At 38.2% G+C, this 19,513-nt stretch carries 17 protein-coding genes; 13 read left to right on the top strand and 4 right to left on the bottom strand.

Features of this window, described 5'->3' with window-relative positions; translation table 11 throughout:
• Nucleotide 1: 1 nt before the first annotated feature.
• From ACWIW0_RS03200 to ACWIW0_RS03245, 10 genes are all read left to right on the top strand, one after another.
• Nucleotides 2-826: a Dam family site-specific DNA-(adenine-N6)-methyltransferase gene (locus ACWIW0_RS03200; protein ID WP_454452177.1), complete on the top strand. Its 825-nt coding sequence runs from the start codon at nucleotides 2-4 to the stop codon at nucleotides 824-826.
• A 28-nt stretch (nucleotides 827-854) separates the two neighbouring features.
• The gene (locus tag ACWIW0_RS03205) at nucleotides 855-2,213 is read left to right on the top strand and encodes a sodium-dependent transporter (RefSeq protein ID WP_454452178.1); all 1,359 of its coding nucleotides are present in this window, start codon (nucleotides 855-857) and stop codon (nucleotides 2,211-2,213) included.
• Nucleotides 2,214-2,639: 426 nt separating this feature from the next.
• A complete protein-coding gene (locus ACWIW0_RS03210; protein WP_454445948.1) occupies nucleotides 2,640-3,956 on the top strand; it encodes a PTS sugar transporter subunit IIC in 1,317 nt (438 codons plus the stop codon).
• Between the two features lie 6 nt (nucleotides 3,957-3,962).
• Nucleotides 3,963-4,862, top strand: a complete 900-nt coding sequence (locus tag ACWIW0_RS03215; RefSeq protein WP_454452179.1) for a DUF7916 family protein — start codon at nucleotides 3,963-3,965, stop codon at nucleotides 4,860-4,862.
• A gap of 10 nt (nucleotides 4,863-4,872) precedes the next feature.
• A complete protein-coding gene (locus ACWIW0_RS03220) occupies nucleotides 4,873-5,184 on the top strand; it encodes a PTS sugar transporter subunit IIB (protein ID WP_157395519.1) in 312 nt (103 codons plus the stop codon).
• 18 nt (nucleotides 5,185-5,202) lie between these two features.
• Nucleotides 5,203-5,514 (top strand): PTS lactose/cellobiose transporter subunit IIA, encoded by a 312-nt coding sequence (locus ACWIW0_RS03225; protein ID WP_454445950.1) that lies wholly within the window; start codon nucleotides 5,203-5,205, stop codon nucleotides 5,512-5,514.
• Between the two features lie 111 nt (nucleotides 5,515-5,625).
• On the top strand, nucleotides 5,626-6,813 hold the full coding sequence (locus ACWIW0_RS03230) for an ROK family protein (protein ID WP_454445951.1): 1,188 nt from the start codon (nucleotides 5,626-5,628) through the stop codon (nucleotides 6,811-6,813).
• 168 nt (nucleotides 6,814-6,981) lie between these two features.
• A complete protein-coding gene (fruB, locus tag ACWIW0_RS03235) occupies nucleotides 6,982-8,508 on the top strand; it encodes a fused PTS fructose transporter subunit IIA/HPr protein (RefSeq protein ID WP_454452180.1) in 1,527 nt (508 codons plus the stop codon).
• A gap of 9 nt (nucleotides 8,509-8,517) precedes the next feature.
• Nucleotides 8,518-9,465: a 1-phosphofructokinase gene (gene fruK, locus ACWIW0_RS03240; RefSeq protein ID WP_454445953.1), complete on the top strand. Its 948-nt coding sequence runs from the start codon at nucleotides 8,518-8,520 to the stop codon at nucleotides 9,463-9,465.
• A 45-nt stretch (nucleotides 9,466-9,510) separates the two neighbouring features.
• Nucleotides 9,511-11,169 (top strand): fructose-specific PTS transporter subunit EIIC, encoded by a 1,659-nt coding sequence (locus tag ACWIW0_RS03245; RefSeq protein ID WP_454452181.1) that lies wholly within the window; start codon nucleotides 9,511-9,513, stop codon nucleotides 11,167-11,169.
• A 175-nt stretch (nucleotides 11,170-11,344) separates the two neighbouring features.
• Here the strand turns inward: ACWIW0_RS03245 and fecE are convergent, their stop codons facing one another.
• The 4 genes from fecE to ACWIW0_RS03265 are packed head-to-tail and all read right to left on the bottom strand — an operon-like array spanning nucleotide 11,345 to nucleotide 14,989.
• Complete coding sequence (gene fecE / locus ACWIW0_RS03250) at nucleotides 11,345-12,112, bottom strand: Fe(3+) dicitrate ABC transporter ATP-binding protein FecE (RefSeq protein ID WP_454452182.1); 768 nt, start codon at nucleotides 12,110-12,112, stop codon at nucleotides 11,345-11,347.
• Nucleotides 12,112-13,110, bottom strand: a complete 999-nt coding sequence (gene fecD / locus ACWIW0_RS03255) for a Fe(3+) dicitrate ABC transporter permease subunit FecD (RefSeq protein ID WP_454452183.1) — start codon at nucleotides 13,108-13,110, stop codon at nucleotides 12,112-12,114. Before fecD ends, fecE begins: the two co-directional genes overlap by 1 nt.
• Nucleotides 13,110-14,093 carry an iron-dicitrate ABC transporter permease FecC gene (gene fecC / locus ACWIW0_RS03260; protein WP_454452184.1) on the bottom strand — a complete coding sequence of 328 codons (984 nt, stop codon included), beginning with the start codon at nucleotides 14,091-14,093 and terminating at the stop codon, nucleotides 13,110-13,112. The genes fecD and fecC overlap by 1 nt, the downstream gene beginning before the upstream one ends.
• Nucleotides 14,093-14,989, bottom strand: a complete 897-nt coding sequence (locus ACWIW0_RS03265; RefSeq protein ID WP_454452185.1) for a Fe(3+) dicitrate ABC transporter substrate-binding protein — start codon at nucleotides 14,987-14,989, stop codon at nucleotides 14,093-14,095. Before ACWIW0_RS03265 ends, fecC begins: the two co-directional genes overlap by 1 nt.
• Before the next feature lie 192 nt (nucleotides 14,990-15,181).
• On the opposite strand from ACWIW0_RS03265, the gene rlmKL reads away from it, so the two are divergent.
• From rlmKL to ACWIW0_RS03280, 3 genes are all read left to right on the top strand, one after another.
• Complete coding sequence (gene rlmKL / locus ACWIW0_RS03270) at nucleotides 15,182-17,341, top strand: bifunctional 23S rRNA (guanine(2069)-N(7))-methyltransferase RlmK/23S rRNA (guanine(2445)-N(2))-methyltransferase RlmL (protein WP_454452186.1); 2,160 nt, start codon at nucleotides 15,182-15,184, stop codon at nucleotides 17,339-17,341.
• Between the two features lie 9 nt (nucleotides 17,342-17,350).
• Complete coding sequence (gene trmL, locus ACWIW0_RS03275) at nucleotides 17,351-17,830, top strand: tRNA (uridine(34)/cytosine(34)/5-carboxymethylaminomethyluridine(34)-2'-O)-methyltransferase TrmL (RefSeq protein ID WP_454452187.1); 480 nt, start codon at nucleotides 17,351-17,353, stop codon at nucleotides 17,828-17,830.
• A 431-nt stretch (nucleotides 17,831-18,261) separates the two neighbouring features.
• Nucleotides 18,262-19,488 (top strand): uracil-xanthine permease family protein, encoded by a 1,227-nt coding sequence (locus ACWIW0_RS03280; protein ID WP_454452188.1) that lies wholly within the window; start codon nucleotides 18,262-18,264, stop codon nucleotides 19,486-19,488.
• Nucleotides 19,489-19,513: the final 25 nt, after the last annotated feature.

Here is a 19,513-nt window from a genome sequence, read left to right on the forward strand (position 1 = left end):
AATGAATACTAAACAACGTGCCTTTTTAAAATGGGCTGGCGGTAAATATCGCCTAATTGATGACATTTCTCGCCATTTTCCTAAAAAGGCTTGTTTAGTTGAGCCATTTGTTGGTGCAGGTTCTGTATTCTTAAACACAAATTTTGAACGCTACCTATTAGCTGATATTAACCCTGATCTTATCAATCTCTTTAATGTCGTTAAGCAAGATGTAGAAACTTATATCTACGCAACAAAACAACTGTTTTCTCATCATCAGGCAAATACGGCAGCATTTTATTATGAACGCCGACAAGAATTCAATTGCCTACAAGATCCTTTTCAACGTTCTATTTTATTTCTCTATCTAAATCGTTTTGGGTTTAATGGACTGTGCCGTTACAACCAAAAACAGCAGTATAATGTTCCTTTTGGTGCTTACCAAAAACATTATTTTCCCGAAAAAGAATTACGTTTTTTTGCGGAGAAAGCAAAAAGAGCCACTTTTATTTGTGCGGATTTTCATCAGTTATTTCATTATTTATGGGAAAATCCTGACGATTACCTTGTTTATTGTGACCCCCCTTATGCACCTTTGGCTCAAGAAAGTAATTTCACACAGTATGCTGGTGGGGGGTTTAGTCTTGAACAACAACAGACGCTTGCAGAGTATGCTTTACAATCACAAGCGGTTGGTATTCCTGTATTGATTTCAAATCACGATACTCATTTTACTCGTGATATTTATCGTAATGCACAAATCACAATGCTAAAAGTTCAGCGGAATATTGGTCAAACCCCAAGTTCTCGTACTAAAGTGAATGAACTATTAGCTATTTTCAACTAATTTTTTATTTTGGTTATTTGGAGTGAAAATGACAACTCAAACTGTTGAACGCCAGTCGTGGTCAAATCGATTGGCATATATTTTAACTGTTGCTGGTGCTACAGTTGGTTTTGGGGCAACTTGGCGTTTCCCTTATTTAGTTGGAGAAAATGGTGGCGGTGCTTATGTGTTCTTATTCTGTATTGCAATGATTGTGATCGGTATTCCAATGATTTTAGTTGAGAATGTCATTGGACGTAGAATGAGAGTAAATGCCATTGATGCTTTTAGCGGTACGGCAAATGGTAAAAAGATACATTCAGGTTGGAAAATTTTAGGCTATATGGGATTGCTCGGCTCTTTTGGTATCCTTGCTTACTATATGGTATTAGGTGGCTGGGTATTAAATTATATTGGCAGTTTTATTTCAGGTGGCTTAGATATTAGCTCTCCAGTGACGGTAGAAACAACATCAGCTTATTTCCAGCAAAGCATTTTCAATAGCCCAGTTAATATTATTATTTATACAGGGATATTTGTTGCCGTAAACTATTTTATTTTAGCCAAAGGGATTGTTGATGGTATTGAACGATCCGTTAAGTACTTAATGCCACTCTTATTTATCTTCCTAATTATTATGGTAGTAAGAAATATTACTTTACCAGGTGCAATGGAAGGAATTAAGTTCTATTTAATGCCCGATTTTTCTAAAATCACGCCAAAACTTTTCGTATTCGTGCTAGGGCAGGTATTCTTTGCTTTAAGTTTAGGGTTTGGTGTATTGATCACATTATCTAGTTACCTAGATAAAAAAGAAAACTTGGTTAAAACGGCAACGATTACAGGGATATTGAATACAGTGATTGCCCTACTTGCTGGTTTTATGATTTTCCCATCACTCTTTAGTTTTGGTATTGCTCCAAATTCAGGTCCAACGCTGGTTTTCCAAAGTTTACCGATCGTATTTTCAAATATGTGGGGCGGGACGGCTTTTGCCATTATTTTCTTTAGTTTATTGATTGTTGCTGCATTAACAACTTCATTGACTATCTGTGAAGTGATCATTACCGCATTACAAGAAAAAACTAAAATGGGTAGAAAAACGGCTATTTTAGTGACTTTAGTTGCCATCTTTTTACTCGGTAATATTCCGTCTATTCTTGGAGATAGTGAATGGAAAGATATTCGTATTATGGGAAGAAGTATTTTTGATGCCTTTGACTACATTAGTGGCAATATTCTGTTTATTTTAACCGCATTGGGTAGTGCTATCTTTGTTGGTTTTGTTTTAAAAGATGAAGCAAAAGAAGAATTAAATACTCATAAAGGATTAACTGCGATTTGGTTTAATTACGTTAAATATGTAATTCCTGTCATTATTTTGGTGATTTTTTATAGTTCTTTATAATACACTAAACAGGCATTCTAATATGCTCTTATAATCCTTAGCTCTATACCGTACACTAGCTTGTTGTATATTTTCTTAGCAACATAGGTGATATACAGATTTAATTAGCAATGTGATGTTTAGCTTTTAGCTGCTAAATTGACTACAATACTCTATCAATAATCTGATTTTACACATCTCTAACCTAGAAAATCCCCTTTGCTGTTTAGTATAGATAGCAGGGGATTTTTTTCTATAACAATACCCATACATTACACAAATAATTTATTATAAAAAATAATTAAATTTACTTGATAAAGCATTTTTTGTTTATATAATGGCAAAAAACAAGTGGTTTAATAATAAAAAATAATTAAATTACTAATTTAAAATGAAATATCTTTGTTTATCTAACCAATTATAAGTAACCTGAAAGGAGGTTGTTTTATGAATGCGTTCATTGAGAAAAAATTAATGCCCATAGCGGCAAAAATGAGTGCAAATAAGAGCTTAGTAGCAATTCGTGATGGGATCACCCTATCAATGCCACTATTGATTATTGGTTCACTCTTTATGATTATTGCCTCATTCCCAATTCCGGGGTGGGAAGAGTGGCTAGGTAAAATCGGTGTTGCTGGCTACTTATGGAAAGGTGTTGATGGTAGCTTTAGTTTACTTGGTCTTGTTTCTGTATTTGGGATTGCTTATAGCTATTCTCGTCAAGAAAAAGTAGATGGCGTGGCATCAGGTTTAATCGCTCTCTCATCTTTTATCACCGTAACACCTTATGTGAATCGTGCTGTTGTTGCTTTAGCTAACCCGAATGTTGCATTACCTGATGGTTTTGCTGTACCTGCTGGAGTGAATGCGTCTTATCTATCAGCGAAAGGGGTATTCGTTGCGATTGTAATTGGTTTAATTTCTGCCGCAATGTATAACTGGTTTATCAAACGTAATATTCAGATTAAATTACCTGACGCAGTACCACCAGCGGTATCTCGTAGCTTCTCGGCTATTATACCAGGTGCGGTGATCATTACTATGTGGTTAATTGTATATGGTATCCTTGATGCCAATAACTTGCCAAACTTACACGAACTTGCTCAAACTGTATTAGGTGGGCCTCTAGGGTTAATTGGTAGTAGCGTGATTGGAGTAATGTTAATTGCTGGTTTAAATTCAATTTTCTGGTTTGTAGGTATTCACGGTGGAAATACAGTAAATGCAATTATGAAACCAACTTGGATTGATAATCTTGCATCAAATGTTGCTGCTTACAAAGCGGGTGAGCCGTTACAAGAAATCTTTACTACACCATTTATGGATAACTTCGTCTATATCGGTGGTGGCGGTGCGACAATCGGTTTAGTATTAGCGATTGCTTGGTATGCCCGTAAGAAAAATGGTAGTAAACAAACGAAAGCTATTGCACCTTTAACGGTTGTTCCGGGTTTATTCAACATTAATGAGCCTGCAATGTTTGGTTTACCTGTGGTAATGAATGTTACTTTGTTTGTTCCATTCATCTTAGCTCCAATGGTAAATGTGTTAGTAGCTTGGGCAGCAATGTCATCGGGTTTAGTTCCACTTACTCGTGCAGAAGCATCTTGGACAATGCCACCAATTCTATCTGGTTTCTTAACCACAGGTAGTGTAATGGGAGCCGTATTACAAATTGTACTCATCATTATTGATATTGCTCTTTACTTACCGTTCTTCATTGCAGTTGAGAAACATTTCAAAAAACAAGAAGCAGGGGAGTAAATTAAGATGGTTAAGCGTTTTTTAAGTGCGGAAGCCTCTGAAATTCTCGCAATGTCCGCACAAGAATTAAAGCAAAGTATTAAAGCATCGGAAGGTCGCATCATTTTGTCTGAAAATGTTGCACCGCGTGAACCTTATATTGCGGAATGTACTAATTCTGAAATGGCGAGAGCCTTTGGGGCAGATTTAATTTTATTAAATGGTTTAGATGTTTTTGAACCTGTGATTGCAGGTATTGATAAAGTTGAAACCAATATTATTGATCGTTTACATCAGCTGGTCGGTCGTCCAATAGGGGTTAATTTAGAGCCTGTCGATCAACGTGCTGCAATGATGGACGAGAAACTTGAGATTTCATCAGGGCGTCAAGCTCGTGTTGAAACCATTCAAGAAATAGAGCGTTTAGGCTTTGATTTTGTCTGCTTTACAGGCAATCCTGGGACTGGTGTAACAAATAACGCTATTATCGAAACAGTCAAAACAGCTAAACGTTATTTCTCAGGCTTAATTTTCGCAGGTAAAATGCACGCAGCAGGTGTTGATGAGCCAGTCGCTGATTTAGAAGTCGTTAAGGCACTAATTGAAGCTGGAGCAGATGTTATTCTTGCACCATCAATCGGAAGTGTACCAGGCTTCCAAGCTGCTGAACTAACTGAAATGGTGAAAGTGGCTCATCGCCACGGTGCATTGGTGATGACAGCTATTGGTACAAGCCAAGAAAGTGCAGAGCCTGAAACTATTCGTTATATGGCTATCCAAAATAAAATGTGTGGTGTTGATATTCAACATATTGGTGATGCAGGTTATGGCGGTTTAGCTCCTGTTGAAAATATTTTTACAATGAGTAAAGCCATTCGTGGTCAGCGTCATACATTGGCTATGATTGGTCGTTCAATCAATCGTTAAGGAGAACATTATGAAAACTATTCTACTTGCTTGTGCTGCGGGTATGTCCACAAGTTTGCTTGTTACAAAAATGAAAGAAGCTGCAGAAAAACAAGGGCTTGAAGCCAAAATCTATGCCGTTTCTGTTTCTGAAGTGGATAAAGAGCTGGAAGAAAACCGCATTGATGTAGTGTTACTTGGACCACAAGTTCGCTATGAAGAAGCTGCAATGCGTGAAAAACTGGCTCCACATTCTATTCCTGTTGCGGTAATCAATATGCAAGATTATGGAATGATGAACGGAGCGAAAGTTTTAGAATCAGCTCTAAGTTTACTCAACTAAATCAATTAGGAGAAAACAATGGAAGAAGAAAATCTTGAATCCACGATTATGGGCTTAATTTTAAGTAGCGGTGAAGCAAAGTCTTTAGCTGTTGAAGCTATTCGTGCAGCAAAAAGCGGTCAGTTTGACGAAGCAGAAAGCAAATTAAAACTTGCTCAGGAGTCATTGCTTACTGCTCATAAATCTCAAACTGCATTATTGAGACAAGAAGCTCAGGGTGAAGGTTTTGCGGTTTCTTTATTGATTGTTCATAGTCAAGATCATTTAATGACATCGATCACATTTGTTGATTTAGCGAAAGAAATCGTAGAGCTACATCGTAAATTTTAAACTATAATAAAACCTTGCGAGCTTTCGCTAGGTACATCAGAAATATGGGATCTGGCAAAAGCCAGATCCTTTTTCATTTACTATTTTTAGTAAATATGCAGGTGAATAAATATGACGAGTTTATCTAAAAAGCAACACGAACAACGCAATGAAATTGTTGAACAACTTTATTTAAAAGGGCCACTTTCTCGGGCAGACTTAGCCAAAATTTTACAAATAACACCTGCAACAATGACCGAATTAACAGGCTATTTAATTAAAGATGGGATATTGCTTGAAATTGGGGAAGAGTTGGATTCTCAGAAAGCAGGTCGCCGTAAGATTTTATTAGATGTTGTCGCTAATTATTGTCATTATATCGGTGTTGAGCTGACGGAAGACCGCCTAATACTATGTTTAACAGATAATCGTGGAAACTGTTTAGAAACTCAAAAAATAGGGGCCGATAAACCTTTAAACGAACAACAATTAGTAGCCTTTATTCAGCAATTTATCCAACAATGTTCCATTTATCGTATTGAAGCAATTGGTATTGCCGTTCCAGGACATTACTCTAAGGATAGTAATACTATTCTAACCAATAATATTCTATGGTCCAATTTTGATCTTACCAAAGTAATTTCCGCCTTTAACATTCCTGTTTATGTAAAAAATAATGTGAAATGTATGGCTCTAAGGGAATTATATAGCCGAGAGAGTGATAAACTCGAAAATTTTCTATTTCTAAATTTAAGAAGGGGAATTTTCGGTGCTTATGTTTATCACTCGAAAATTTATGGTGATACTAATTTATTTGTTGGTGAAATTGGGCACGTTGTTGTCAATCATAGTGGCTCAACTTGTGAATGCGGTAAAGATGGCTGTCTGCAAACTTACGCAGGGGCTGAATGGTTACTTAGAAAGGCTCGTTATGCTTACACTTACAGTAAAGACACTCGTTTAAAAGATTTGGTTAATAATGCCGAAGAAATTGAAATCTCGCATTTAATTACTGCTTATCATATGGGCGATGATTTTGTTCGCCATCTACTCGATCAAGCCATTGAATATTTAGCATTACAACTTAACAACTGCTTAATGTTATTAGATGTTGATGCAATTTACTTACACGGGAAATTATTTGCAGATAGTAGTTTGGCAGAAAAATTAACTGCTAAAATCGATCAATATCCATCATTGCTAAAATTAAAACGTAATATAAAAATGACAGTAAAAGCTTATAAATCGGAGCGAGGAGCATTAGGTGGAGCGATGTTAGCGGTTTATAAGCACTTTATTCATCAGAAAATTGAAGACTAATTTCATAGAAATAGCAAATAAACTCCAAATGAAATCCCATTTTGTGATAAAGATCACAAAATGGGATTTTTTATTTGATTTTTATTTTTGGCTAGATCGATTTAGCAAAAAATAGGTTACAATCAGAGCAATTATTTTATTATCTAAATTAAATCTTAAGGAGTTTAAATGCTAAATTTGTCAGCACAAAATATCCGTTTAAATAATGCAGTGAGCAATAAAGAAGAAGCTATTCGGCTGGTTGCTCAAGGCTTAGTGAATAATGGTAATGTCGCCGAAGGCTATGAAACGGGAATGTTAGCGAGAGAAACGCAAACCTCAACGTTCTTAGGCAATGGTATTGCTATTCCACACGGTACACTTGATACTCGCCATCTGGTACAACAAACTGGTGTACAAGTATTACAATTCCCAAATGGTGTAGAATGGGGTGAAGGTAATACTGCTTATGTTGTCATTGGTATTGCTGCTAAATCAGACGAGCATTTATCTCTTTTACGCCAACTTACAACAGTACTAGGTGATGAAGAAACGGCTGAAAAACTGGCAAAAACAGAAGATTTAGCTGAGTTTATTGCCTTATTAAGTGGTAAACGTAATGAGCCAATCCTTTCTACTGAACTTATCTCATTAAATATTGACACTCACAGCCTTATTACTTTATCCGCTATCAATGCCGCCAAACTTCAAGAAAAAGGTTATGTTAATCAATCTTTTATTAGCGATGTGTTGGCTACAACACCACTTAATTTAGGTAATAACGTTTTCTTGGCAGATAGTGCAAAAGGAAATCAACTCAATGGGATTGCAGTAGCTCGCAATCAAGCGGGTAAAACTTTAATTACTGTTTCCGCTATTGATGAAAGTCTAAATCCGCAACTTGCTAAATTGACGCAAATTGCTGTTCGTCAAAAATTAACCATTGCACCCGTTGAACAAATTCTCAATCTATTCGGCATTGAAAGCCAAGCTAACTCAGCTAATGAATATGCGACTGCTGCAAATTCCAGCCAAGATCAAACCGCTTGTGCAGGGCAAGTTGTAGCAACGTTTACCGTACGCAATGAACACGGCTTACACGCTCGTCCTTGTGCTGTGTTAGTCCAAACATTAAAGCCATTTGAAGCAAAAGTAACGGTTGAAAACCTTGACCGTCCAGCAACCCCAGTGAATGCAAAAAGTACAATGCGTGTTGTTGCATTAGGTGCAACCAAAACCCATCGCTTACGCTTTGTCGCAGAAGGTGTCGATGCTCAACAAGCATTAGAAGCCTTAGGTAAAGCATTTGCAGAAGGGTTAGGCGAAAATGTGAGTTTTGAACCAGCTATTGCGGATGTGATTGAAAGTGGTAATGCACAAGCGGTAAGTTTAGTAAAAAATTCTGCAAATCCTACTGTTGAAAGCACACCAGTAAATACAGGTGAATTAGAAGCGACCTTTACGATTAAAAATGAACACGGTTTACACGCTCGCCCAAGTGCAACATTAGTGAATGAAGTGAAAAAATATAATGCGACCATTCAAGTACAAAACCTAGATCGTGATACTCAACTGGTTAGTGCGAAAAGTTTAATGAAGATCGTGGCATTAGGTGTGCAAAAAGGACATCGCTTACGTTTTGTCGCAACAGGTGAAGAAGCACAAAAAGCCTTAGATGGTATTGGTGCAGCTATCGAAGCTGGCTTAGGCGAATAGGAGCAAATAATGAGCCAACAATTACGCATTGCTACTGTTACGCTTAATCCTGCTTTTGACCTTGTTGGTCGCCTTGCTCGTATTGAGATTGGTGAAGTGAATACGGTTGAAACACTAGGGCTATACCCAGCAGGTAAAGGGATCAATGTTGCGAAAGTATTAGCCGATTTAGGCACAGCTTTAACCGTAACGGGCTTTCTTGGCGAAGAAAATCAAGGGGATTTTGTTCACGCATTTCAGCAAAATGGAATGAATGATGAGTTCTACCGTATTCAAGGTAAAACCCGTATCAATGTCAAAATCACCGAAACGGAAGCGGACGTTACCGATTTAAACTTTCTCGGTTTTGAGATTTGTACAAATGATTGGCGTAAATTCACCGCTTTATCACAACGTTGGAATGAACAATTTGATTTAGTGGCGGTATGTGGATCTCTACCTCGTGGCGTTAGCCCTGAACAATTTGCCGAGTGGTTACAATCACTACACGATCAAGGTTTAAAAGTGGTGCTAGACAGCAGTAATGCTGCCCTGACTTATGGTTTAAAAGCACAGCCTTGGTTAGTTAAACCTAACCGTAGAGAGCTTGAAGTGTGGGCTGGTCGTCCATTGAATAACTTAGATGAGATTATTACCGCTGCCCAACAACTTCGTGGCGAAGGCATTGAAAATGTAATCATCTCAATGGGGGAAAAAGGCTCAATTTGGATCAACCAAGAAGGTGTACTACAAGCTCAGCCACCACGTTGTGAAAATGTTGTGAGTACCGTTGGTGCTGGCGACTCAATGGTGGCAGGCTTAATTTACGGCTTCGCACAAGGTTGGGACAAAGCTCAGACCTTACGCTTTGCTAGTGCAACTTCTGCCCTTGCCGTTTCACAAAGCAATGTTGGCATTAGTGATAAAACCGCATTAGAACAGATTTTGAATAATGTGGTATTAACCGAATTATCCTAAATCACTTATTTAACTATCTTAAGATTAACTATAAGGAACTAAATAATGAATATTTCATTTGTATTCCCGACACAACTAGGGAAGGCTCGTACATTCCTTGTGAATGAAGTGCTAACTGTTGCAGCGAAACAGCAAGGACATAATGTTGTTACAGTAGATCAAGCTGAATTTGTGGTGTTATTTGATGAACGAATTCCTGCTAATGTTGTAGGTAAACAAGGCGCTATCGTCAGCTTAGAACAAGCCTTTACCCAACCTGAAAATGTGCTAACACAAGCGGTAAGTTCTGCTCAAACTTTTGCAAATGCAACTCAAGCAGTCGTTTCAACATCAGCGGTCAAAAATATTGTGGCAGTTACCGCTTGCCCAACAGGTGTTGCTCACACCTTTATGTCAGCTGAAGCGGTTGAAAATTATGCAAAAGCTCAAGGTTGGAATGTAAAAGTTGAAACGCGTGGACAAGTTGGTGCAGGTAACCCTATTTCAGCGGAAGAAGTGGCTGCGGCTGATTTAGTCTTCGTTGCTGCGGATATTGATGTTGATCTCAGCAAATTTGAAGGGAAACCGATGTATCGTACATCAACAGGTCTAGCCTTAAAGAAAACCGCTCAAGAGTTTGATAAAGCCTTTAAAGAAGCGAAAGTTTATACAGGTGGCAATAGCTCAACCCAAGCAAGTAATGAAAGTGCAAGTAACGAGAAAAAAGGCGTATATAAACATCTAATGACAGGTGTATCGCATATGTTACCGCTTGTGGTTGCTGGTGGTTTATTGATTGCAATCTCATTTATGTTCGGGATTGAAGCTTTCAAAGATGGCAATATCGCAGGTGGCTTACCAAAAGCCTTAATGGATATTGGTGGCGGTGCAGCATTCCACTTGATGATTGCAGTATTTGCAGGTTATGTTGCCTACTCCATTGCAGACCGCCCGGGCTTAGCCGCTGGTTTAATTGGTGGTATGTTGGCGACTAACGCAGGAGCAGGAATTTTGGGCGGTATTATCGCAGGTTTCCTAGCAGGTTATGTAGTGAAATTCTTAAACGATAATATCAAATTACCTGCAAGCCTTGCCTCGCTAAAACCTATCCTAATCCTACCGCTATTAGGTTCTGCAATTGTTGGTTTAGCAATGGTGTATGTTATCAACCCACCTGTTGCAAGTATTATGGAAGCACTTTCTAACTGGTTAAATTCAATCGGTCAGACTAATGCGATCATCTTAGGGGCAATTTTAGGGGCAATGATGTGTGTGGATATGGGCGGCCCAGTAAATAAAGCGGCTTATACCTTTGGCGTTGGTTTAATTGCTTCTCAACAATATACACCAATGGCAGCAGTAATGGCGGCAGGTATGGTACCACCAATTGGAATGGCTATTGCAACGTGGATTGCTCGCAATAAATTTACCACCAATCAGCGTGATGCTGGTAAGGCCTCATTCGTATTAGGTTTATGTTTCATCTCGGAAGGTGCGTTACCATTCGTAGCGGCTGATCCAATGCGTGTTATTGCAACCTCTATTCTAGGTGGTGCAACCGCGGGTGCAATTTCATTAGGTTTAGGCATTACCTTACAAGCTCCACACGGAGGCTTATTTGTCATCCCATTTGTATCTCAACCACTAATGTATTTAGCGGCTATTGCAATCGGTTCAGTAGTAACAGGTGTAACTTACGCCATTATTAAACCGAAAGCGGAATAATCATTCTAAATAACAAAGTAAAAAATACTGGTGTAATGGACAAAATACCATATAGAATAAAATGGTTGATCTTTTACCACTTTATACATCTATAGGACTAAACAGTTGGTAATGAATATTTTTAATTATTCTTACCAACTTTTTTATCGTATAAACAATATGTTATGCTTTACTATTATTTCAAAATAAACATCGGAGTTTTACTGACAGGATCAGGGTGGATTTCTACATCAAGATCAAAAACTTGTTTCAGTAGTTCAGCATTCATTATTTCATCAGGAGAGCCCTGTGCAATCAATTTTCCCTGTTTTAAAACAATTAAATGATCGCAATAACGGCACGCCTGATTCAGATCGTGTAATACCGTAATTACCGTTTTTCCTTGTTGTTGTAAATGACGCATCATCGCCATTAGCTCAGCTTGGTGATTAAGATCTAAATAAGTTGTCGGCTCGTCTAATAAAATAATATCGGCATTTTGAGCTAATGTCATTGCTAGAAAGGCTCTCTGTTGCTGCCCTCCAGATAAGTCGCTTACTAACTTATCTGCTAACTCAACCACTTGAGTTTGTTGTATTGCTTGTTCTACTAATTGCTCATCTTTTTCACTTAATTTCCCCCATAAATTTAAGTAAGGAGATCGTCCATAAGCAACCAATTCTCTTACACTAATACCTTCGGGAACAAGGTGCTGTTGTGGCAAAAATGCTAGAACTTTGGCATATTCTTTGGCAGATATTTGCCAAATATCTTTAGCTTGATAACTTACATTACCAACTTTAGGTTTTAGTAAACGTGCCAATGATTTTAGTACCGTTGATTTACCGCAGCCATTTGGACCGATAAGACCGATGATCTTTTGGTTGGGTAGGGTTAAATTGAGATCTTGCACAATTACTTTATCGTGGTAGGCAAGCTGAAGATGTTCTACAACTAAACTCATTATTTGGTTCTCATCAATAAATAGAAGAAATAAGGTGCACCAAGAATAGCGGTGAGAATCCCTGCTGGGATTTCAACAGGTGGAGCAATGATACGGGCTAGAATATCGGACAACAGTAGTAAGATAGCACCAAGTAATAAGGCTGCGGGTAATAATCGTCGATGACGACCACCAACCAAGTGTCTTGCTAAGTGTGGTGCAACTAATCCTAGAAAAGCAATTGGTCCGCAAATAGCAACGGCTGTTGTGGCAAGAGCAACGGCTAACAGTAAAATTAAAATTTGAGTTTTACTGATATGCACACCTAATGTCGCTGCTTTTTGTTCTCCGAGAGCTAAAGTATCTAAATCTCGACAAAAGATAAAAGGTAATGGTAGCAAAATAAGTATCCAAGGTAATACAACAGTAAGATAAGACCAACTTCTTCCCCATAAACTTCCTGTAAGCCAAAGCATTGCTGAATTGATGTCAAGCGGATTAGATAACATCAAATAATGGCTGATTGCTGCCCATAATGCAGACAGTGCCACACCAATAATAGCCATTTTGATCGGGCGGAAATGAAAACCACAAATAATCCATAAAATCACAAAAGAGAGAATACCGCCAATAAAAGCAAAAATAGGTAGCCAGTAGAATGCAATTCCAGGAAAGAAAACTAAACAGAGAACTGCAATAAGTCCTGCTGCATTATTGATACCTAAAATATCAGGTGATGCAAGGGGATTTCTGACAACACTTTGAATAAGTACCCCAGAAACTGCTAATGCTCCGCCTAGTAATATCGCAAGGATAGCCCTAGGTAAACGATATTCGAAGAGTGTGAAATAATGTGGATTATTCGGATCTTGTAAAATTTGCCATATTTCCTGTAACGATAGGCTATATGTGCCAAGTTGCAAGCTCAATATAAAAAGTACGAGCGTGATAAGGAGCGTTATAGGATAAAATCCAATTTGCAAAAAATAGTGTAAAACAGACCGCTTAAAGATATTCATTAACGCTTTCCTCTCGCAAAGAGTACAAAAATAGGTGCTCCAATGAGTGCAAGAATTGCTCCTGCAGGGATTTCACTAGGGAAAGCGACAGCACGAGCAGTAATATCTGCTAATAGCATTAAACAGCCCCCAAAAATCATCGATATCGGTAAGGTTTTACGCAAATCATAACCGATATAGTAGCGAGCAAGATGTGGGATAAGTAACCCAATAAATGCCACAGGACCAGCAATACTCACGCTTGAGCCAATGATTAGCAGTGCTACAATGTTAGCTAGCCAACGTAAACGAAATAAATCGACACCTAAAGATTGAGCGGATTCATCACTTAAATTCAATAGATTAAGTTGGCGAGCAAAAAAGGTACAAAATATAATGCTAAGCAAGAAAAAGGGAAGAATAATCCACCATTCTACCCAACGAGTATGAGCAATTCCACCAGCTAACCAGTTTATAATGTTAGCTGCGTGATCTTCTGCAATAATAATGACTAATTTGGTCAATGCCGCACAAAATAGTGAAACAGCAATCCCAGCTAAAATAACACGATGGCGATCGGAGTTTGAACGCCAACCTCCACTAATTAGCATTACTAATAACCAGCTTAAGCCACCACCAACACTGGCGATAAACGCAATACTATATCCTGAAAAGAAAGCTGGCATTACGGCAGTTGCCGTAACCATTGCTAAACTTGCACCCGCATTGACACTTAATAAAGAAGGTGAAGCTAAAGGATTACGTGTGATAGTTTGAAGTAACGCACCAGCAACTGCAAGATTTGCCCCCATTACTATCGCAACTAAAGAACGTGGTAAACGCAGATCCAAAATCGTAATTTGGATCAGCTCATCATCACTGCCATAAAAGGCTTGAAGAGTTTCAAACCCTGATATGGCGGTTGGGTAGTACAAAAAAAGGCTTCCCCATAAAAGCATAATTAATACAAAAATGGGGAAGCTCCAACAAGCAAATCTTCTCATTATTTCGCAGATTTATTTACGAAATCTTGTACTTCTTTAGCAATAATTTCAGCAGCATCAATACCACGAGCTCGAGACCAAAGATTGCCATCTACCGTCATAATTTGGTTATTTTTTACCGCAGGGATAACTTTCCATAACGCTTCGTTTTCCCATTTTTTAGCAATACTTTCATCACGATAGTGAGTTAAAATCATTAATTCTGGCTTCTCTGCAACGACTTGCTCCAAGCCAACAGCACTATTTGGTTTATTGTCAGAAGCTGCTTTTGGCATTTCAAAGCCCAGTTTTTCAACTAAGCCACCAGCGTAAGATTCATTATTGAATAAATGGAATTGAGTTTCACGAGAAACACCAATGATCGCTTTTTTTCCTTTCGGTAAACTTTTAGCAATATCGTTAATATATTGTTCGTGTTTAGCGATACGTTCTTTCATTTCATTTGATTTACCTAATAAATCACCGATTTTCTGTGCAGTTTCCAAATTTTCCGTATAGTTCTCGTTACGAGAGTTAAATACAACCGTTGGAGCGATTTTCTTTAATTCTTCATATACGGCAGAATGGCGATTATCATCAGCAATGATTAAATCAGGTTTTAATGCAGCAATGGCTTCTAAACTTGGTTGGGAACGAGTACCAACAGATTCCCAAGTCTGAACTTTATCACGTACTTGCTGAAGAATACGAGTTTTATCATTATCATCAGCGACACCAACAGGGCTTACGCCAATTTGTGCCAATGCATCGACATAAGAGTATTCCAATGCAACTACACGTTGTGGCACAGTATCTAACGTAAAGTCACCTTTACGATCTTTAACTGTAACTGCATTCGCTAGCTGCGTTGTCGCAAAAAGAGAAAACACGAGAGCTGTGTTCAATAATTTTTTCATAATTTACTTTCCTGTGATGTTGTGAATAAAACTTTTTGTGTTAATTATATATTAAAATGCAAATAAGAATAATTCTTTTTGTTGGTTTTGTCATTTTAATGATTAGGTACTTACAAATTTTTTACCAAATCTCACCGCTTATCACGCTATTCCGCTATAATTAGCTCAATTTTATTGATAGAAAAACTCACAATGACAACAAAAAACACTTATTTTGCCACTACTGCTCGTGGTTTTGAAGAAATGCTAAAAAGCGAATTAGAGCAAATTACTGACGCACAATGTAAAATTGCTCAAGGTGGAGTACATTTCACCACAGATCAAACTGGGGTATATAAAGCTCTATTACATAGCCGTTTGGCATCTCGTATTTTGTTACCCTTACTTCAAACCAAAATTTTTAGCGATAGCGATTTATATGCCTCTATCGTTAGTTACCAATGGGCTGAATTGTTTGACCCACGAGATACTTTTTTTGTTGATTTTAATGGCACTAACCAAGAAATCCGCCATACTCAATTTGGGGCAATGCGAGTAAAAGACGGGATCGTTGATTATTTTGAACGTAAAGGTTTTGCTCGCCCAACAGTAGATAAAATTAACCCTGATGTGCGTATTCACATTTATCTAGATCGTGAAAACCTTGTGGTATCTTTAGATTTAAGCGGTGATGCGTTACATATGCGTGGCTATCGTGAAGATACAGGGAAAGCTCCGCTACGAGAAACGCTTGCGGCTGCAATTATTCTCCGTTCAGGTTGGAAAAGAGGAACGCCATTAGTTGATCCAATGTGTGGTTCTGGAACGTTGTTAATTGAAGCTGCTCAAATGCAAGCAAATATTGCCCCACAAATCAACCGTCAAAAATGGGGATTTTATGCTTGGAAAGGGCATAGCCAAGCCTTGTGGAAACAAGTATTCGATCAGGCTGTGGAATTACAAAAAAATAGTGAAATCTCTCCGCTTGCAAACTTTTATGGTTTCGATCTTGATCACCGCGTATTAGCCAAAGCCAAGCAAAATGCCGAAAATGCGGGGGTCGCTCATTTAATTCAGTGGCAACAAGGTGATGTTGCAGCACTTAAAAATCCATTCCCAGAGCAAATAGGTACAGTCGTTTGTAACCCGCCTTATGGTGAGCGTTTAGGAACAACACCTGCACTGATTGCTCTCTATTCAGTATTTGGACAACGTCTTAAACAACAATTTGCAGGCTGGAATGCATCTATTTTTAGTGGTGAGCCTGAATTATTAAATTGCTTACGTTTACGTTCTTCTCGCCAATTTAAAGCCAAAAATGGACCATTAGATTGTGTGCAAAAAAATTATCTCATTAGTGAGCGAGTGGTTGAACAAACCCCCGATCTTGTTTTTGAACAAACGGCTCACGCAGGGAAAGAGGTTGCACAGGATTTTGCTAACCGCTTAGCCAAAAATATTAAAAAAATAGAGAAATGGGCAAAACAGCAAGGTATTGATGCCTATCGCCTGTATGATGCGGATTTACCCGAGTATAATTTAGCTGTCGATCGCTATGCGGATCATATCGTGGTGCAAGAATATGCCGCTCCAAAAAATATTGATGAAAATAAAGCTCGTCAAAGACTATTAGATGCAGTATCTGCTACGCTTTATGTTACTGGCGTAGAAACAAATAAATTGGTGCTTAAAGTACGTCAGAAGCAAAAAGGTACTAATCAGTATGAAAAACTAGCAAATAAAGGCGACTACTTCTATGTCAATGAATATGGGGCAAAATTGTGGGTTAATCTTACCGATTACCTTGATACTGGCTTATTCCTTGACCATCGTTTAACTCGCAAAATGGTGGGGGCAATGGCAAAAGGTAAAACCTTTTTAAATTTATTTGCTTACACAGGGTCTGCAACTATTCACGCTGCCTTAAATGGAGCAAAATCTACCACTACCGTAGATATGTCAAATACTTATCTTAACTGGGCTGAGCAAAACTTAGAGTTAAATAATTTATCACTTCGCCATAACCGCCTATTCCAAGCAGACTGTTTACAATGGCTGGCAGAATGTCGAGAACGTTTTGAGTTAATTTTTGTTGATCCGCCTACGTTCTCAAATTCCAAGCGAATGGAAAATAGCTGGGACGTACAACGGGATCATATTGATCTACTCAAACAGCTCAAACGTATTTTAACCAATGATGGCACTATCGTGTTTTCAAATAATAAACGTGGATTTAAAATGGATTTTGAAGGGTTAGCACAACTAGGGTTAAATGCAGAAAATATTTCGCATAAGACTTTACCCCTTGATTTTGAACGTAATCCGCATATTCACAACTGTTGGATCATCACTCATCAAAAAGAGCAGTTATAAGAGAGCAGAATGTTAGATATAGTTTTATACGAACCTGAAATCCCACAAAATAGTGGTAATATTATCCGCTTATGTGCAAATTGTGGCTTTCGCTTACATATGATTGAGCCACTTGGTTTTGCTTGGGACGATAAGAAATTACGCCGTTCAGGGCTTGATTATCACGAATTTGTCGATATTCAGAAATATAAAGATTTTAATGATTTTCTCGCCAAAGCTAAACCAAAACGTTTATTTGCATTAACGACAAAAGGTGAGCCTAACCACAGTGATGTCCAGTATGAGTTGGGGGATTTTCTGATGTTTGGACCAGAAAGTCGTGGTATTCCTAAGGTTATTTTAGATAGCTTACCAATGTCTCAAAAAATTCGTATTCCAATGTGTAAAGATAGCCGTAGTATGAATTTATCCAATTCCGTTGCTGTTGTCGTATATGAGGCGTGGCGACAGTTTGGCTACCAAAATGCGGTGGCAAGGCAGAATATTTAGTACTTATGAAGTAGGGCATTTATATAATCTATTTTTGTAAAAGTTTTCTACAACTTGACTACTTTCCGCTATAATGCAATTCAGAGTTATCCTTATGGGATAACTCAGATTATTGACAAAGTCTTTTTTCATTCAGACGCACTGAGTGTATCCATTTATTGAATACAACAAATTAGGGTTTGTCATCAGTCTGGGGCTAATGTAATTAGCCCCTACATTTCGGGCATTTGGTTCATATGTAGGGGCAAATTACATTTGCCCCAGATTATTGACAAAACCTTTTTTCATTCGGACGCACTGAGTGTATCCATTTATTGAATACAACAAATTAGGGTTTGTCATCAGTCTGAGTTATCCTTATGGGATAACTCTTTTTATGTTAATTTACCACTTTAAATAAAAGTTAATTCAAACTGAGAGTTGAAACTAAAATGACAACAGAAAATATCAGTACGCCTAAACAGGCGTTTGTTGGCTTACAAATGCTATTTGTCGCATTTGGGGCTTTAGTCCTTGTTCCGTTAATTACGGGTCTTGATCCTAATACTGCACTTTTAACCGCAGGTGTCGGCACACTACTTTTCCAACTTTGTACTAAAGGACAAGTGCCAATTTTCCTTGCTTCTTCCTTTGCTTTTATTGCCCCTATTCAATACGGCGTACAACAATGGGGTATTTCAGTCACAATGGGTGGCTTGATTTTTACAGGCTTAATCTATTTTGCACTGTCTGCTTTAGTTAAGTTAAAAGGGGTTGCTATTTTAGATAGAATTTTCCCACCTGTTGTTGTTGGGCCAGTTATCATTATCATCGGTTTAGGTTTAGCACCTGTTGCCGTAGATATGGCACTAGGTAAAACAAGCAATGTACCTTATGAACAAGCTCTTATTGTTTCAATGGTTACCTTAATCACTACATTGATCGTGGCAGTATTTGCTAAAGGTTTAATGAAACTTGTACCGATTATGTTTGCTATTGCTGTTGGTTATATTCTATCTATTTTTATGGGATTAGTGAATTTCCAGCCAGTGCTTGATGCGGCGTGGTTTAGCTTACCAAACCTAACCACACCTGAATTCAAACTTGAGGCAATCTTATATTTACTGCCTATTGCACTTGCCCCAGCTGTTGAACACGTTGGTGGTATTATGGCAATTAGTTCTGTAACAGGTAAAAATTTCTTACATAAACCAGGTTTACACCGTACGTTATTAGGCGATGGGGTTGCTACATCAGCGGCTGCAGTATTAGGTGGCCCACCAAATACAACCTATGCGGAAGTAACAGGGGCAGTAATGCTAACGAAAAACTTCAACCCACGAGTAATGACGTGGGCGGCTTGTTGGGCTATCGGTATCTCTTTCTGCGGAAAAGTGGGGGCATTCCTACAAACTATCCCAGGCGTTGTAATGGGTGGCATTATGATGTTAGTGTTTGGCTCAATCGCTGCAGTGGGTATGAGTACCTTAATTCGTGCCAAAGTAGATATGGGCGAACCACGCAATTTATGTATTGTTTCAGTTGTAATGACATTTGGTATCGGTGGAATGTTAGTCAATGTAGGCGAATTTTCACTTAAAGGCATTAGCCTTTGTGCAATTGTGGCTATTCTTTTAAATCTGGTTCTACCAAAAGCACCAGAGCCAAAAGATGACTAATCCATAGTCTAACTATATTACCAGT

Source organism: Ursidibacter sp. B-7004-1, assembly GCF_053654055.1.

Excerpts from the sequence above, each read along its gene's own strand:
- ACWIW0_RS03200 (WP_454452177.1), top strand. The coding sequence starts at position 2 with ATGAATACTAAACAACGTGCCTTTTTAAAATGGGCTGGCGGTAAATAT.
- ACWIW0_RS03205 (WP_454452178.1), top strand. The coding sequence starts at position 855 with ATGACAACTCAAACTGTTGAACGCCAGTCGTGGTCAAATCGATTGGCA.
- ACWIW0_RS03210 (WP_454445948.1), top strand. The coding sequence starts at position 2,640 with ATGAATGCGTTCATTGAGAAAAAATTAATGCCCATAGCGGCAAAAATG.
- ACWIW0_RS03215 (WP_454452179.1), top strand. The coding sequence starts at position 3,963 with ATGGTTAAGCGTTTTTTAAGTGCGGAAGCCTCTGAAATTCTCGCAATG.
- ACWIW0_RS03220 (WP_157395519.1), top strand. The coding sequence starts at position 4,873 with ATGAAAACTATTCTACTTGCTTGTGCTGCGGGTATGTCCACAAGTTTG.
- ACWIW0_RS03225 (WP_454445950.1), top strand. The coding sequence starts at position 5,203 with ATGGAAGAAGAAAATCTTGAATCCACGATTATGGGCTTAATTTTAAGT.
- ACWIW0_RS03230 (WP_454445951.1), top strand. The coding sequence starts at position 5,626 with ATGACGAGTTTATCTAAAAAGCAACACGAACAACGCAATGAAATTGTT.
- fruB (WP_454452180.1), top strand. The coding sequence starts at position 6,982 with ATGCTAAATTTGTCAGCACAAAATATCCGTTTAAATAATGCAGTGAGC.
- fruK (WP_454445953.1), top strand. The coding sequence starts at position 8,518 with ATGAGCCAACAATTACGCATTGCTACTGTTACGCTTAATCCTGCTTTT.
- ACWIW0_RS03245 (WP_454452181.1), top strand. The coding sequence starts at position 9,511 with ATGAATATTTCATTTGTATTCCCGACACAACTAGGGAAGGCTCGTACA.
- fecE (WP_454452182.1), bottom strand. The coding sequence starts at position 12,112 with ATGAGTTTAGTTGTAGAACATCTTCAGCTTGCCTACCACGATAAAGTA.
- fecD (WP_454452183.1), bottom strand. The coding sequence starts at position 13,110 with ATGAATATCTTTAAGCGGTCTGTTTTACACTATTTTTTGCAAATTGGA.
- fecC (WP_454452184.1), bottom strand. The coding sequence starts at position 14,093 with ATGAGAAGATTTGCTTGTTGGAGCTTCCCCATTTTTGTATTAATTATG.
- ACWIW0_RS03265 (WP_454452185.1), bottom strand. The coding sequence starts at position 14,989 with ATGAAAAAATTATTGAACACAGCTCTCGTGTTTTCTCTTTTTGCGACA.
- rlmKL (WP_454452186.1), top strand. The coding sequence starts at position 15,182 with ATGACAACAAAAAACACTTATTTTGCCACTACTGCTCGTGGTTTTGAA.
- trmL (WP_454452187.1), top strand. The coding sequence starts at position 17,351 with ATGTTAGATATAGTTTTATACGAACCTGAAATCCCACAAAATAGTGGT.
- ACWIW0_RS03280 (WP_454452188.1), top strand. The coding sequence starts at position 18,262 with ATGACAACAGAAAATATCAGTACGCCTAAACAGGCGTTTGTTGGCTTA.